The organism is Micromonospora sp. NPDC049366 (genome assembly GCF_044466625.1).
GTDB lineage: Bacteria > Actinomycetota > Actinomycetes > Mycobacteriales > Micromonosporaceae > Micromonospora.
Window position 1 is genome coordinate 50,847 of the sequence record NZ_JBITMV010000018.1, and the last position, 14,657, is coordinate 65,503.

Consider the following 14,657-nt stretch of genomic DNA (forward strand, 5'->3'; position numbering starts at 1 on the left):
ACGGCACCTCCTCGTTGCGCACATCCTGACCAACCGGTGCGGTGGCGGGGGGCGTTCCCGCGATATCCAACCGATCGGACCAGGTAGGGGTCGGCCGGAGGCGTATCGACGTCGACGGCGTACGCGCTGGTGGCGGAGCTAGGAGAACGCTAGTGCACCGGACGCACGCTGGGTAGATGCCCCGCTCACGGAGTGGGACGGGGCGGGAAGGCGCAGAACTCGTTGCCCTCCGGATCGGCCAGCACCCACCAGCTCACCTTGTCGTCCGGCTCGCGCAGCAGCGTCGCGCCGGCCGCGACCAGCTCCGACGGGTCCGGACCGGTCAGGCCCACGTCCCAGTGCATCCGGTTCTTGACCGTCTTCCGCTCCGGCACCGGATTGAATATCCAGTAGTCCCAGGGGAATCCGTCGGCACCGACCAGGCTGGCATGCCCCTCCTCGCCGGGCTCGACCGCGCCGCCGACCACCCCCGCCCACCAGGTCGCCTGCGCGAGCGCGTCGGCCGCGTCCACGACCAGCGCGAGCGGGCCCGGCCGGGATCCGGTGCCGGGCGGGAAGGCACAGAAGAGGTTGCCGTCCGGGTCGGCCAGCACCCACCAGCGGATCTCCGCGTCCGGCTCGCGCACCAGCCGGGCGCCCGCGGCCTCCAGCGCCGCCGGGCCGGGCTCGGTGAGCTGCAGGTCCAGGTGGACGCGGGTCTTGACCGTACGCGGCTCGGGCACCCGGTTGATCCAGATCGACTCGGCGTCGGCGCCGCCCGGCTTGTCGACCCGGGCATCACCGTCGCCGACGTCGACCATCTCGCCGTCGAGCACCCGGGCCCAGAACGCGCCCAGCAGGTGGGCGTCGGCCGCGTCCAGACAGATGTCCTTGAAGCGCGCGATCATCCGACCATCATGAGCCTGGGAGGCGACCTTCGCGCAAGCGATTGCGGGCAGAGTCTTCCGCGCCCTCCGCGGACGACCGCAGGCTAGGGGCGACGTGGTTGCGAACGGGTCGGGCTTGATGAAGAGTCTCTGCGCCGGGGTCCTGCTCATTTCGCAATCCTGGGATTCGATACCTCCTTGCTTTTCCGTCCACTGACGGTAATATCTTCATGTTTTTGCCTGAAACGGGGAGGAAGACCACGTGCGATGGAAAATCCCGGCCGGCGTCCTAATGGCGCTGGTCTTTTTGATTCCGGCGGCGCCAGCGGTGGCCGCTCCCGAATCGCCCGGGCTGAACGAGGCCTGCCAAACGGTCGAGCGCAAGGTGTACAAGGACATCCGCGAGCTTGTCACCATCGACCTGGACACCGCCACCGATGTGCAGGTGCGGGTGTTGACCGCCCAGATCCTCGCCGCGGCGAACGCCAACTCGTTGCCCCTTCTGCCGGGCGAAATACAGGAGCGGCTCGACGGCACCGCGGATGACCTGCGCGCGTTTCTCAAATCGGACGTAATGAAAATCTGGGCGACGGACCTGAGGGTTTCGGTGGTCCGGACGTTGACGGGCGCCGGCGCCAACGTGAAGGCGGCCGCGCAGAAAACGCTCGACGATGGGAACATCGACACCTATCTCGCGTACCTGAACGACGGTCTGTACGCCGCACGGGCACTCGACTGCGCGGCTCAGCCCACGTCGACGCCGAGCGCTACGCCCAGCGCCACGACGACCGTCGCGCCGACCCCTGCCTCCGCCGCCAGCCCGAACGCCCCCGGTGGCGAGGGCGGCGAGGGCGGCGGGCTGGCCGTGACCGGTGCCGACACCGCGACCGTCGCCGGCATCGGTGGCGCCCTCCTGCTCCTCGGCGGCGCGGGCTACCTGATCGGACGTCGACGCCGCTCCCGCTTCGTCGCATAGCTCACGGACGCGCCCGGCTCGATGCCGCATCGGGCCGGGCGCGCTCAGCGCGCGCCTGACGAGATCCGTCGCGGCTCGCCGCCGTCATCGCCCTTCCCTGCTCGGGGCTGGATGCCTAACCGCCGAACCGCGCGGTGAAGTTGTGGATGAAGGTCTCGGGCAGGCCTCCCGCGAATACCGGGCGCGCCGTGCCGAACGTCGCCAGCATGGCGAGGGGTGCCCGTGCGACCGAAGAGCTGCCGCAGCACCTCGGCGGCGGCGACACTCTCGATGCCGACGTGGGGACTGAGCAACACACCGTCGCGCCCGGCGAGGTTGACGGTGAGGTGGAAGACGACCCCATCGACGGGCTCGCGTACGAAGGCGACGTCATCGTCGGGCACGAGACGATGCCGCCGCCATCCGCCGGGCGCCAACTGCTCGGCCAGCCGATCGGCCACCCGTACCGAGATCTGGGCGGCTGCCGGTCCCACCGTCACCGGGAAATCACGGCACCCGAGGCTCCTGTGGCGGCACAGGCGGCGCCACGCCCGAACCGGCTGCGCGCCGCGCTCTGGCTGTACAACCAGCGCCGTCCGCGCCTTGGGCCGCAGCGTCGGTCTCGGGTGAGTGACGTGGACCACGTTCGGCCCGGTTGATCAGGTTCCCGGCCCCTGATGTTTCGCGACTTCGCAGGTCGGGCAGTGATGGGGCCACGAAACGTCCGGGGTTGGTAACCGGCTGGTCACCGTCCCGCCCGTCTCGCCGTGCGCCGGGGCACGGTGACCCTCCCCGGCTGTTGGCCGATCAGAGGGGAGGGGTGATGAGCGACCCTGACGAGGCCGGACGTCGACGTCGACCACGGGTGCGCGTGGTCGCGGCCGCCGCCGCGGTGGCGCTGGCGGCGCCCGTGGCGGGCTGCGCCGCAGGTGGGGACAGCGGCACACCGACGATCAACCTGTACTACCCGCCCGAGCAGAACCTGCAGAAGGTGGTCGACAACTGCAACGCGCAGGCCGGCGGGCGATACGAGATCGTCTACCGGGTGCTGCCGCGGCAGGCCGACGACCAGCGGGTGCAGATGGTCCGCCGGCTCGCCGCCGAGGACAGCGGGATGGACGTGCTCGGGCTCGACGTGACCTGGACACAGGAGTTCGCCAGCGCGGACTGGATCCGGGAGTGGACCGGGCAGGACAAGGCCGAGGTCGAGCAGGGCACCCTCGCCGGCCCGCTGGAGACCGCCCGCTACCAGGACAAGCTCTACGGCGCGCCGAAGAACACCAACGTCCAGCTGCTCTGGTACCGCAAGGACCTGGTGCCCGAGCCGCCGAAGACGTGGGACCAGATGATCTCGATGGCGCAGGACCTGAAGCAGCAGGGCAAGCCGTACCAGGTGCTCACCATGGGCGCCCAGTACGAGGGCCTGGTCGTCCTCTACAACACCCTCGCGGAGAGCGCCGGCGGTCGGATCCTCGACGACAAGGGCACGAAGGCCGTCATGGACGAGGGAACCGTCCGGGCGCTGAAGCAGCTGCGCGACCTCGCCGCGTCGGGCGTGACGTCGCCGTCGTTCAGCAACGCCACCGAGGACCCGGTCCGGCTGGAGTTCCAGTCCGGCGCGGGCGCGTTCCAGGTGAACTGGCCGTTCGTCTACCCGGCGATGCAGGAGGCCAGCCCGGACCTCGCCAAGCAGGTCGCCTGGGCGCGGATCCCCGGCATCGACGAGAACACCCCGAGCAAGGTCACCATCGGCGGGGTCAACCTCGCGGTGAGCGCGTACTCCAGGCACCCGCAGGAGTCCTTCGAGGCCGCCACGTGCCTGCGCAGCGCCGAGAACCAGAAGTTCTCCGCGATCAACGACGGCGTCCCGCCGACGATCGAGCAGGTCTACGACGACCCGGAGATGACCGAGGCGTACCCGATGAAGGACACGATCCTCGAAGAGCTGAAGGAGTCGGCGGTGCGGCCGCTGACCCCGGCCTACCAGAGCATCTCCACGGTGATGTCGGCGCTGCTCTCCCCGCCGTCGGGCATCGACCCGCAGAAGACCGCGGACGAGCTGCGCGACGCCATCGCCGACGCGCTCGAGTCGAAGGGGGTGCTGCCGTGAGCGAGCGAACCGGTCAGCGCGGCACGCTGATGCCGCAGGGCGGCGCCGACCGAAGGGAGGCGACGTCATGAGCGTGAACGCCACGCCGGCGGGCGCCGACGCGACCGCCGAGGAGACCGCGACCGGCACCGGCCGGCACGCCGCGGTACCCGCCCAGCGCGACCGGCGGGGTCGGGCACCATTGAGTGAGAACAAGAAGGCCGAACGGCGGCTCGGGTGGCTGCTCTGCGCACCCGCCGCGCTGGTCATGCTCGCGGTCACCGCGTACCCGATCATCTACTCGGTCTGGCTGTCGTTGCAGCGTTTCGACCTGCGCTTCCCCGACCAGCGCGAGTTCATCGGGCTGGAGAACTACGTGACGGTGCTGACCAACGAGTTCTGGTGGACCGCGTTCGGGGTGACCGCGCTGATCACCGTGGTCACCGTCGCCATCGAGCTGGTGCTCGGCATGGGGCTGGCCCTGATCATGCACCGCACGCTGGTCGGGCGGGGCCTCGTCCGGACCTCGGCGCTGATCCCGTACGGCATCGTCACGGTCGTCGCCGCCTTCTCCTGGCGGTACGCGTGGACGCCCGGCACCGGCTACCTGGCCAACCTGTTCAGTGACGGCGCCCCGCTGACCGAGCGGGCCAGCTCGCTGGCGATCATCATGCTGGCCGAGATCTGGAAGACCACCCCGTTCATGGCGCTGCTGCTGATGGCCGGCCTGGCGCTGGTGCCGGAGGACCTGCTCAAGGCGGCCTCCACCGACGGGGCGACCCCCTGGCAGCGGTTCACCAAGGTGATGCTGCCGGTGATGAAGCCGGCGATCCTCGTGGCGCTGCTGTTCCGCACGCTCGACGCGTTCCGCGTGTTCGACAACATCTTCATCCTCACGTCGGGCGCGAACGAGACGTCGTCGGTGTCGATGCTCGCCTACAACAACCTGATCCGGGGCCTGAACCTCGGCATCGGCTCCACGATGTCGGTCCTGATCTTCCTCACCGTGGCGATCATCGCGTTCGTGTTCGTGAAGCTCTTCGGCACCGCTGCCCCCGGCAGCTCGGACGACGAGAGGCGTTGAGATGGCAACCGAAACCACCACCCGGGCGAAGCTGCGGTGGGGCCTGCTGGACGTCATCGTGGTCGTCTTCGCGCTGATCCCGGTGCTGTGGATCGCCTCGCTGTCGTTCAAGACCCCGGCCACGCTCACCGACGGGAAGTTCTTCCCGCGCGAGTGGACGTTGGAGAACTACCGGACGATCTTCGCCACCGACCAGTTCGTCCGTGCCCTGGTCAACTCGATCGGCATCGCGTTGATCGCCACCGCGATCGCGGTGGTGCTCGGCGCCATGGCCGCGTACGCGATCTCCCGGCTGGACTTCCCCGGCAAGCGGCTGCTGGTCGGCGTCTCCCTGCTGATCGCGATGTTCCCGCAGGTGTCGCTGGTGTCGCCGCTGTTCGAGATCGAGCGTCAGCTCGGGCTCTTCGACACGTGGCCGGGGCTGATCCTGCCGTACATCACCTTCGCGCTGCCGCTGGCGATCTACACGCTGTCGGCGTTCTTCAAGCAGATCCCGTGGGACCTGGAGAAGGCAGCGAAGATGGACGGCGCCACGCAGGGGCAGGCGTTCCGCCGGGTGATCGCGCCGCTGGCCGCGCCGGGGCTGTTCACCACGGCGATCCTGGTCTTCATCTTCTGCTGGAACGACTTCCTGTTCGCGATCTCGCTGACGTCCACCGAGCGGTCCCGCACGGTGCCGGCCGCGCTGTCGTTCTTCACCGGCGCGTCGCAGTTCGAGGATCCCACCGGGGCCATCTGCGCCGCCGCGGTGGTGATCACCGTTCCGATCATCGCATTCGTGCTCTTCTTCCAGCGCCGCATCGTCTCCGGCCTGACCTCCGGCGCAGTCAAGGGATAGGTGGTAGTCGTGGCTGACATCGTGCTCGACAAGGTGAGCAAGAGTTTCCCGGACGGAACCGTCGCGGTGCGCGACGTCGACCTGGAGATCGCCGACGGCGAGTTCGTGATCCTGGTGGGACCGTCCGGCTGCGGTAAGTCCACCACGCTCAACATGATCGCCGGGCTGGAGGACATCAGCTCCGGTGAGCTGCGCATCGGCGGCGAGCGGGTCAACGACAAGGCGCCCCGGGACCGGGACATCGCGATGGTCTTCCAGTCCTACGCGCTCTACCCGAACATGACAGTGCGGGAGAACATGGCGTTCCCGCTGCGGCTGGCGAAGCTCGACAAGGAGACCATCAACGCGAAGGTGGACGAGGCGGCGAAGGTCCTGGAGCTGAGCGCGCTGCTGGACCGCAAGCCGGCCAACCTCTCCGGCGGCCAGCGGCAGCGGGTGGCGATGGGTCGGGCGATCGTCCGCCAGCCCAAGGCCTTCCTGATGGACGAGCCGCTGTCCAACCTGGACGCGAAGCTGCGGGTGCAGATGCGGACCGTGGTGTCGCGCCTGCAGAAGCAGCTCGGCACCACGACCGTCTACGTCACGCACGACCAGACCGAGGCGATGACGCTCGGCGACCGGGTGGTCATCATGCGCGGCGGCGCGGTGCAGCAGGTCGGCCCGCCCCAGGAGCTGTACGACCACCCCCGCAACCTGTTCGTGGCCGGCTTCATCGGCTCGCCGTCGATGAACTTCCTGCACGCCGCCGTCGAGGACGGCCGGCTGCGGACCGCCCTGGGGGACGTGCCGCTCGGCGACCGGGTGCGTCGGCAGCTGGCGGGCGCCGACGCCCCCCGGGAGCTGATCCTGGGCATCCGGCCGGAGCACTTCGAGGACGCCGAGCTGGTCGACGACGACACCCGCCGCCGGGGCATGGAGTTCGAGGCGCCGGTGGAGATCGTCGAGTCGATGGGCTCCGACAAGTACGTCTACTTCACCGTCGAGGGGGAGCGGGCCAGCGCCGCCGAGCTGGAGGAGCTGGCCGCCGACGCGGGGGCGGCCGACTTCACCGGCGCCGGGTCCAACCTGGTGACCCGGCTGTCGGCGGAGTCGCCGGTGACCGAGGGCGGGAACCGGCGGGTCTGGTTCAACCTGGAGAAGATCCACCTGTTCGACCCGTCCGACGGCCGCAACCTGACCCTGCACGAGGGCCGGGCCGCGGGCGCGCTGGCCGACTGACGACCGATCGCCGCGCGGGCCGGTGGGGCGCTGACCCCGCCGGCCCGCTTCGTCGTCCGCCACCGGTGCCCGGCGGTGCGTCGGCCGCACGGGCGAGCGACGGCCGCCGGGTCGTGACGGCGACCGCGCGGTGATCTGTCAGAGGCCGTGGCGGTCGTCGGCCGGCAGGTGCGGCGGCTGCGCGGGCTCGCCGCGCTGGTCGGGCTGGCCGAGCTGCGCGACGTGGGTCGGGTCGAGGACCCGGGACAGGAACGAGCGGGTCCGTTCGTGCCGCGGCGCGCCGAGCACCTCCTGCGGTGGACCCTGCTCGACCACCACGCCGCCGTCCATGAACACGACCCGGTCGGCGACGTCGCGGGCGAACGCCATCTCGTGGGTGACCACCATCATCGTCATGCCGTCCTCGGCCAGCGTGCGCATGACGGTGAGCACGTCGCCGACGAGTTCCGGGTCGAGGGCGGAGGTCGGCTCGTCGAAGAGCATCAGCTTGGGTTCCATCGACAGCGATCGGGCGATCGCCGCCCGCTGCTGCTGGCCGCCGGAGAGCTGCGCCGGAAACGCGTCGGCCTTGTCGGAGAGGCCGACCCGCTCCAGGTTCGCCAGCGCGACCCGCTCGGCCTCGGAGCGGCCGCGCCGCAGCACCCGACGCTGCGCGATGGTGAGGTTGTTGAGCACGGTCAGGTGCGGGAAGAGGTTGAACGACTGGAAGACCATGCCGATGCCGCGGCGTACGGCGTCGATCTCGACGTCCGGGTCGGTCATCTCGGTGCCGTTCACCCAGATCTTGCCGGCGGTCGGCTCCTCCAGGAGGTTGACGCAGCGCAGCAGCGTCGACTTGCCGGAGCCGGAGGGCCCGATGACGCAGACGACCTCGCCGTGGCCGACCTCGAAGTCGATGCCCTTGAGCACCTCGAGCGGGCCGAAGGACTTGTGCAGGTCGCGGATCTCGACAGCGGGCCGGGAGGGGGTGGTCATGCGGATCACCGGGCCTTGGCGTGGCGGAGTTCCAGGCGGCGGACCACCTGGGACAGGGGCAGGGTGATGATCAGGTAGGTGAAGCCGGCGACCAGTAGCGGTGTGGCGTTCACCCGGTCGTTCAGCGTGTCCCGGCCGAACTTGGTGATCTCGATGGTCTGCGCCGTCACGCCCAGCACGTAGGCGAGCGAGGAATCCTTGGTGAGCAGGATGAGCTCGTTCGTCAGCGGGGGGATCACGATCCGGAACGCCTGCGGGATGACGATGGTGCGCATCGCGGTGAAGTGCGACATTCCGAGGGTGCGCGCCGCCTCCATCTGGCCCCGGGGCACCGCCTGGATGCCGGCGCGGAGCGTCTCCGCCATGTAGGCGGCGGCGGTCAGGCCGAGACCGATCGCGATGGAACCGAACACGCCACCCGGGATCTCCCGCTCGGGGAAGGCGATGGGGATGCCGTAGCCGACGAGGAAGAGCACCAGCAGCGCGGGCAGGCCCCGGAACAGCTCGATGTACGCCGTCGCCAGCCAGCGGTAGGGGGCCACCCGGGACAGCCGCATCAGCGCGAGAAGGGTGCCGAAGACGAGGCCGAAGGCGAACGCGCCCAGCGTGTAGAGGACCGTGTTGCGCAGCGCGACGGTGATGACCGTCGGGAACATCGACTTGATGATGTCGACGCGGAAGAAGGCCTCGCGCAGCCGGTCCCAGTCCGCGGCGTAGATCACCGCGGCGATGACGATGACGAAGGCCAGGTACTGGAGCCAGAGGGACAGCCGCTCCCGCTGACGGCGTCGCAGCTTCACGGTTCGATGCTCCTCACGCACGCGGAGGGCGCGCGACCCGCGCGCGCCCTCCTGCCACAGCTTTCGGTCACTTGGCCGGCTGCTTGCCGATCCACTTCTCGTAGATCTTGTCGTAGGTGCCGTCCTGCCTGGCCTTGGTCAGCACCTCGTTGATCTTCTTGAGCAGCTCCGGGTTGCCGTCCTTCTTCACCGAGAAGCCGTACTGCTCGCCGGTGTCGAACTCCGCCGTCACCTCGAAGCCACCCGGGTTGTTCTTGATGTACTCGGTCCAGACCGGGAGGTCGTTGATGGCGGCCTCGATCTGGCCGTTGGCGAGGGCCTGCTGCAGGGCGGCGAGGTCTTCGAACTCGACGAGCTTGAGGTCCTTCTCCTGCTCGAACCGCTTGGCGTAGTCGCGGCCGGTGGTGGACGCCTGGACGCCGATCTTCTTGCCCTTGAGGTCGTCGAGCGACTTGTACGCCTTGCCCGTCTTGACCAGCATCGCCTGGGTCGCGTCGAAGTACGGATCGGAGAAGTTCATGACCTTCTGCCGCTCTTCGGTGATCGTCATGCCGGCGGCGGCCGCGTCGCACTTGCCGGTGTTCAGGTCCTGCCCGGACTTGATCCCCTCGAACGGGGTGTCGACGATCTTCTGCTCGACGCCCAACTCCTTGGCGACCAGGTCCATCACGTCGACGTCGAACCCGACGACCTTGCCGGCGGTGTCCTTGGACTGGAACGGCGCGTACGGCAGGTGGGTGCAGACGGTCAGCGCGCCCTTCTCGACGAGCTTGACTCCGCCGGCCTGGACCTCGCCCTCGTCCTTCTTGGCGCATCCGGCGGCGCCCAGTGCGAGCGCGGCGATGGCCGCGACGAGTCCTGCCTTGCGGGCTGCGCGATGGAAAGTCACGCTGCGTCCTCCGATTCGGCCCCTGACGGGCAACCAGCATTCACCAAAGGGTGTGCTCGGCGACGCTACCTGATCAGTGGTGCCGGGCCAAGATCATGTCGGGCTGGTGGGATCGAAGCTGCGACCATCACATCCCGGCAACCGGGCGTTCGGCGCAGAACCGATGAGAAGGGAGCTGACCGTCGTCACCGGGGCCGCGCGCCGCGCGCCTCAGGACGGCCAGTCGACGCGCAGCGGTAGGTCGAGAAACCCGGCGTAACGGCCGAGGGCCCGCTCCACGCGGGGCCGGTCGAGCGGGGCCAGCGGACGCACCGTCACCGTGACCCGGCGAGCGCCGATCGTGCGCTTCCACGTGCCCACCACCCGGCCTGCCTGGACCACGGTGGCCTGGAAGACGCCGTTGCCGCCCGGAACCACCGCCTCGCGGTGCGCCGGGTCGAGCATCAGCGTGCGGTCTCGGTAGCCGAGCAGGTATTCGTCGAAGCCGGGCAGCACCAGCAGGTCGTCGACCGGGGACCGGGGCGCGTCGAGCAGTGCCGCGTCGACCAGCATCGCCACGTCGTCGACCTCGACGGTGGTGAGGACGTCGCCGGCCGCGGCCAGACCGCGGCGGGCGTCGGTGAGCGTCAGCCCCGTCCAGCCGGCGAACTCCCGGTCGGTGACCGGGCCGTGGGAGCGCACGTAGCGACGGGCGAGCAGGGCCAGCGCCTCCTCCCGGTCGGGCCGGTGCGCGGCGGGCGCCCACTCGTCGAGCAGTGCGAACGTCTGCTCGGTGCCGACGTTGGGCGCGAGGCAGGTCACGCCGCGCAGGCTCGCGTGCGACAGCAGGTGGTAGCCGCGCTGCCCGTCGACGCCGATGCCGGCCGCCGTGAGCCGGGCCAGGCACTCGGCGCGGGTGAGTCGGCCGCCGCCGGCGAGGGCGGCGCCGAGCACGTCCAGCGCGCGGTCCGCGTCGGCGTCGGTGAGGCCGAGGGCGGCGCGGCGGGTCGCCGCGGCGGCCAGCGTGCGTACGCCGGTCAGCTCCAGCATCCACCGCGCGTCGCGGGACGGCACGAGGTGGACGGTGCCCCGCATCGGCCAGGTGCGCAGCGCCTCCCGCCGCTCCAGCGCGGCCCGCACGTCGGCCTGGGTGAGGGCGGGCAGCCGGGCGCCCAGCGACCAGAGGCCGCTGGCCAGATCCTGTGCCTGCATGGCGCCGAACCACTGCACCACGTCGGCGACCGTGCCCGGCGCGACGCCGGGATGGGGGCGCAGCAGCAGGCTGGTCATCCGCAGGTCGAGCGCCTCGTTCGCGGTGAGCCGCACCGGCATGGGTCGCCTTTCGTCAGGGTCGCCGCTCACCCTAGGCGCACCCCACGACACTTCCGTCCCACCGGCCCCGCGGCCACCCCGTTGCGCCACTGCCGGTGCCGTTCGCGCCGGCGGCGACCGGGCACGCCCCAGGCATAAGGACCGGAGCAGCGGGGATGCGCCGAGCGGAAGTGCGCGCGCCGCGCGTGCGGGAGGGAGAGTCATGACTGCGTCCAGCGAGCCGATGCGGGGAGGCGCGCCCGCCCGGTCCCGGGCCGATCGCACCCCGGCCAAGACCAGCACCGCCGCGACCTTCGCCCTGGTGTTCGGCGTCTCCGCCCTGATCTGTGTGCTGACCGCGATCCTCGCGTGGGCCGGGATCATCCTCGGCATCATCGGGATCATCGTCGGCATCTTCGGGCTGCGGATGTCCGCCCGACCCAACGTGACCGGGCGGAGCGTGACCATCGGTGGTCTCGTCCTCAGCATCATCGCGCTGATCCTCGGTCTGGTCTTCATCGCCGGCGTCACCACGTTCCTCAACAACGAGGGCGCGGTGGACCGGCTGCAACAGCAGGTCGACGACCTGCGTTCACAGGTCAGCTGACGGCGGGGACGGGTGCACGCACGCCGGGCGGGACCGCCGGCTGCACCCTCTCGGCCCCTGATCGCGCTGCGTCAGCATCCCTGCCGACGCAGCGCGATCCCCCGTTCAGGCGCCCGGCGCGGGAGCGGCGGGGACTCCCGCGAGCGCCGGTGACGTCAGGATCGCCCCGCACGGGCGGACCGGGTCGGTGGGCGTCGAAAATTGCGGAAATCTTGAGGTGTGGCAAGTGAACTGGCGAAGGATTTCCGGCGCGCCCGCTCGGGGGTGCCGGTGTGGCGTTTTCCGCCTCGGGCAGCGGGTAGTCGCGGGAGCCTGATCCGAGTCGGGAAGGGACCCATCTGATGGCCCAGGTCAAGGTCGCGGTGATCTACTACAGCGCCACCGGTACCACGTACCAGATGGCGCAGGCGGCCTGCGAGGCCGCCGGGGACGCGGGCGCGGAGGTGCGCCTGCGCAAGGTGCGCGAGTTGGCGCCGGCGGAGGCGGTCCGCTCCAACTCCGGCTGGCATGCGCACCACCTGGAGACGCAGGACGTGCCCGAGGCGCAACTCGACGACCTGTCCTGGGCCGACGTGGTGATCTTCGGAACGCCCACCCGGTACGGGGTCATGGCGGCACAGCTCAAGCAGTTCATCGACACCAGCGGGCCGCTGTGGGCACAGGGCGCCCTGGTCAACAAGGTGTACGCGGGGTTCTGCACGACCGCCACCAGCCACGGTGGCCAGGAGGCGACGCTGCTGTCGATGTTCCACGTCTTCTACCACTGGGGCGGCATCGTGGTCACCCCCGGTTACACCGACACCAGTCAGTACATCGCCGGTAACCCGTACGGGGCGTCGCACACGAGCAACAACGGGGAGATCGCGCCGGACGACATCGCGCTGACCGCCACCGCGCTGACCGCCCGCCGGGCCGTGCAGATCGGTGCGGCGGTGAAGAAGGGCCTCGCAGGCTGAGCCCGGTGACCAGCCGGAGGCTCTCTGCCCGACCGGCCACCGGTGACCGCAAGCTACCCCGTGGCGGGAGGCGTCACGCGCCCTCCGCCGTGGCGGCGCCGGTCGTGCCCGAGCCGACCGGCGTGCCGGCAGGTGGCAGCAGCCATCCCAGCAGGTCGGCCAGCACGGCCAGGCCGTCCGGGCTGAGCACCGACTCCGGGTGGAACTGCACCCCGGCGAAGCCGGGTCCGCGCAGCGCGTGCACCGCCCCGTCGTCCTCGTCGCGGGCCAGCTCCACCGGGCCGTACGCGGTATCGAGCCGGTCGAGGGCGGCCCGGGCGGTGAACGTGGCGTAGAAGCCGACCCGGCGGGGCACACCGAAGATCGTGACCTGCCGTTGCAGGCCCTGGTAGGGGGCGTCTCGGCGGTGCGCCGGCAGGCCGAGCAGCCCGGCGAGCAGTTGGTGACCGAGGCAGACCGCGAGGGTCGGTTGCTCCCGCGCGAGCAGGTCGGTCAGCAGCGCGCGCAGCGCCGCCATCTTGGGGTCGGTCGCGCTGCCCGGGTCGCCCGGGCCGGGGCCGACCAGCACCAGGTCGTACGCCCGGGTGGTGCCCGGGGTGTGCCAGGGTCGCAGCGTCACGGTGAGGCCGAGTGCCCGCAGTTGGTGCGCCAGCATTCCGGTGAAGGTGTCCTCACCGTCGACGATGAGCACGCGGCGGCCGACGAGCTCCGGTCGTTCGGCCGCGCCCGGTGCCCGCTGGTCGAGCCAGAAGCGGGCCAGCGGCTCGTTGCGGGCGGCGAGAGCGGCCCGTACCCGGGGATCGTCGGCGAGCCGGGTCGCCGGCTCCCGGCCGGCGGTGGCCGCCTGGGGGCCGAGCCCGAGGGCGGCGAGCACGGCGGCGGCCTTGGCGTGGGTCTCGGCGACCTCGCCGGCGGCGGTCGAGTGCCGGACGAGGGTGGCGCCGACCGGCACCCGCAGCGCCCCGGTGGGGGAGATCTCGGCGGTGCGGATGAGGATCGGCGCGTCCAGGGTCTGCCGGCCGGCGTCGTCGTGGCCGAGCAGGGCGAGCACCCCGGCGTAGTAGCGGCGGCCGGTGCGCTCGTGGCGGGCGATCACCCGGCAGGCGTTCTCCATGGGGCTGCCGGTGACGGTGGGCGCGAACATCGTCTCGCGCAGCACCTCGCGCACGTCCCGGGTGCCCCGCCCGGCGAGCAGGTACTCGGTGTGCGCCAGGTGGGACATCTCCTTGAGGTAGGGGCCGACGACCTGGCCGCCGTGCTCGGCGACGGTGGCCATCATCTTCAGCTCCTCGTCGAGCACCATGTACAGCTCCTCGACCTCCTTGGGGTCGGCGAGGAAGCGCAGCAGGGCGTCGCGGTCGGGCGCCGTGCCGGTGTGCCGGAAGGTGCCGCTGATCGGGTTCATCATGACCAGGCCGTCGTCGACGCTGACGTGGCGTTCCGGGCTGGCCCCGACGAGCGTGCGGGTGCCGGTGTGCACGACGAAGGTCCAGTAGGCGCCGCGCTCGTGGACCAGCAGCCGGCGCAGCGCGGCGAGGGCGGCGGCCAGGGGCGGGTCCTGCACGGTCGCGGTCAGGGTGCGGTGGATGACGAAGTTCGCCCCCTCGCCGCGGCCGATCTCGTCGGCGAGCACCCGGCCCACGGTCGCCGCGTACTCGTCGTCGCCGATGTCGAAGGCCGCGTCGGCGGTGCGTACGGGCCGGTCGGGCAGGGCGGCCAGGGCCTCGGCCAGGTCGACGCGTTCGTGCCCGGTGACCAGCAGGCACTCCAGGGGGGCGTCGTCGTCGACGCAGGCGAAGCCGCGTTCGGTGATCTGCCGGTAGGGGACCAGGGCCAGCGTGCGGGGCCCGGGCGCGCCGCCCTCGGGCAGGGGAATGTCGGCCAGCCGGTCGACGGCGCGGGTGGGGCCGGTGAACAGCTCCACGTGGTCGGCGTCGGCGCGGCGGACCAGGGCGAACGGGCCGGGGTCGGCGCCGCGGTTCACCGCGGCGAGCAGGTCGTGCAGGCGGGTCATCGGTGTCTCCTGAAGGCCGGGCGCCGCCGGTGGGGCGGCCCGGGGGCCGGGAGACCCGGCGACCGCCCCGATGGGC

The 14,657-nt window shown here is 71.0% G+C and carries 14 protein-coding genes; 8 read left to right on the top strand and 6 right to left on the bottom strand.

The window, feature by feature from the left end:
- Window positions 1-185 precede the first annotated feature (185 nt).
- The gene (locus ACIBTV_RS24200; protein WP_396708336.1) at window positions 186-887 is read right to left on the bottom strand and encodes a VOC family protein; all 702 of its coding nucleotides are present in this window, start codon (window positions 885-887) and stop codon (window positions 186-188) included.
- 241 nt (window positions 888-1,128) lie between these two features.
- Between ACIBTV_RS24200 and ACIBTV_RS24205 the strand changes: the two genes are divergently transcribed.
- From ACIBTV_RS24205 to ACIBTV_RS24230, 6 genes are all read left to right on the top strand, one after another.
- Window positions 1,129-1,842: an LPXTG cell wall anchor domain-containing protein gene (locus ACIBTV_RS24205; protein ID WP_396708338.1), complete on the top strand. Its 714-nt coding sequence runs from the start codon at window positions 1,129-1,131 to the stop codon at window positions 1,840-1,842.
- A gap of 188 nt (window positions 1,843-2,030) precedes the next feature.
- A complete protein-coding gene (locus ACIBTV_RS24210) occupies window positions 2,031-2,480 on the top strand; it encodes a hypothetical protein (RefSeq protein ID WP_396708340.1) in 450 nt (149 codons plus the stop codon).
- Between the two features lie 164 nt (window positions 2,481-2,644).
- Window positions 2,645-3,931 (top strand): ABC transporter substrate-binding protein, encoded by a 1,287-nt coding sequence (locus ACIBTV_RS24215; RefSeq protein ID WP_396708341.1) that lies wholly within the window; start codon window positions 2,645-2,647, stop codon window positions 3,929-3,931.
- Between the two features lie 67 nt (window positions 3,932-3,998).
- Entirely contained in the window at window positions 3,999-4,994 is a 996-nt protein-coding gene (locus ACIBTV_RS24220) for a carbohydrate ABC transporter permease (RefSeq protein ID WP_396708343.1), read from the top strand.
- Between the two features lies 1 nt (window position 4,995).
- Complete coding sequence (locus tag ACIBTV_RS24225) at window positions 4,996-5,832, top strand: carbohydrate ABC transporter permease (RefSeq protein WP_396708345.1); 837 nt, start codon at window positions 4,996-4,998, stop codon at window positions 5,830-5,832.
- Window positions 5,833-5,841: 9 nt separating this feature from the next.
- On the top strand, window positions 5,842-7,050 hold the full coding sequence (locus ACIBTV_RS24230) for an ABC transporter ATP-binding protein (RefSeq protein ID WP_396708347.1): 1,209 nt from the start codon (window positions 5,842-5,844) through the stop codon (window positions 7,048-7,050).
- Window positions 7,051-7,188: 138 nt separating this feature from the next.
- Here ACIBTV_RS24230 and ACIBTV_RS24235 read toward each other — a convergent pair whose 3' ends face one another.
- The 4 genes from ACIBTV_RS24235 to ACIBTV_RS24250 all read right to left on the bottom strand — a co-directional run bounded on the left by ACIBTV_RS24235 (window position 7,189) and on the right by ACIBTV_RS24250 (window position 11,025).
- A complete protein-coding gene (locus ACIBTV_RS24235; RefSeq protein WP_396708349.1) occupies window positions 7,189-8,025 on the bottom strand; it encodes an amino acid ABC transporter ATP-binding protein in 837 nt (278 codons plus the stop codon).
- Between the two features lie 5 nt (window positions 8,026-8,030).
- Window positions 8,031-8,825, bottom strand: a complete 795-nt coding sequence (locus tag ACIBTV_RS24240) for an amino acid ABC transporter permease (protein ID WP_396708351.1) — start codon at window positions 8,823-8,825, stop codon at window positions 8,031-8,033.
- Between the two features lie 67 nt (window positions 8,826-8,892).
- On the bottom strand, window positions 8,893-9,714 hold the full coding sequence (locus ACIBTV_RS24245; protein ID WP_396708353.1) for a basic amino acid ABC transporter substrate-binding protein: 822 nt from the start codon (window positions 9,712-9,714) through the stop codon (window positions 8,893-8,895).
- Between the two features lie 210 nt (window positions 9,715-9,924).
- Complete coding sequence (locus ACIBTV_RS24250) at window positions 9,925-11,025, bottom strand: winged helix DNA-binding domain-containing protein (protein WP_396708482.1); 1,101 nt, start codon at window positions 11,023-11,025, stop codon at window positions 9,925-9,927.
- 202 nt (window positions 11,026-11,227) lie between these two features.
- Here ACIBTV_RS24250 and ACIBTV_RS24255 point away from each other — a divergent pair, with 202 nt between their 5' ends.
- Window positions 11,228-11,611, top strand: coding sequence for a hypothetical protein (locus ACIBTV_RS24255; protein WP_396708355.1), 384 nt, complete (start codon window positions 11,228-11,230; stop codon window positions 11,609-11,611).
- 338 nt (window positions 11,612-11,949) lie between these two features.
- Window positions 11,950-12,567: an NAD(P)H:quinone oxidoreductase gene (gene wrbA / locus ACIBTV_RS24260; protein WP_396708484.1), complete on the top strand. Its 618-nt coding sequence runs from the start codon at window positions 11,950-11,952 to the stop codon at window positions 12,565-12,567.
- 73 nt (window positions 12,568-12,640) lie between these two features.
- Here wrbA and ACIBTV_RS24265 read toward each other — a convergent pair whose 3' ends face one another.
- Window positions 12,641-14,581, bottom strand: a complete 1,941-nt coding sequence (locus ACIBTV_RS24265; RefSeq protein WP_396708357.1) for an anthranilate synthase family protein — start codon at window positions 14,579-14,581, stop codon at window positions 12,641-12,643.
- Window positions 14,582-14,657 lie beyond the last annotated feature (76 nt).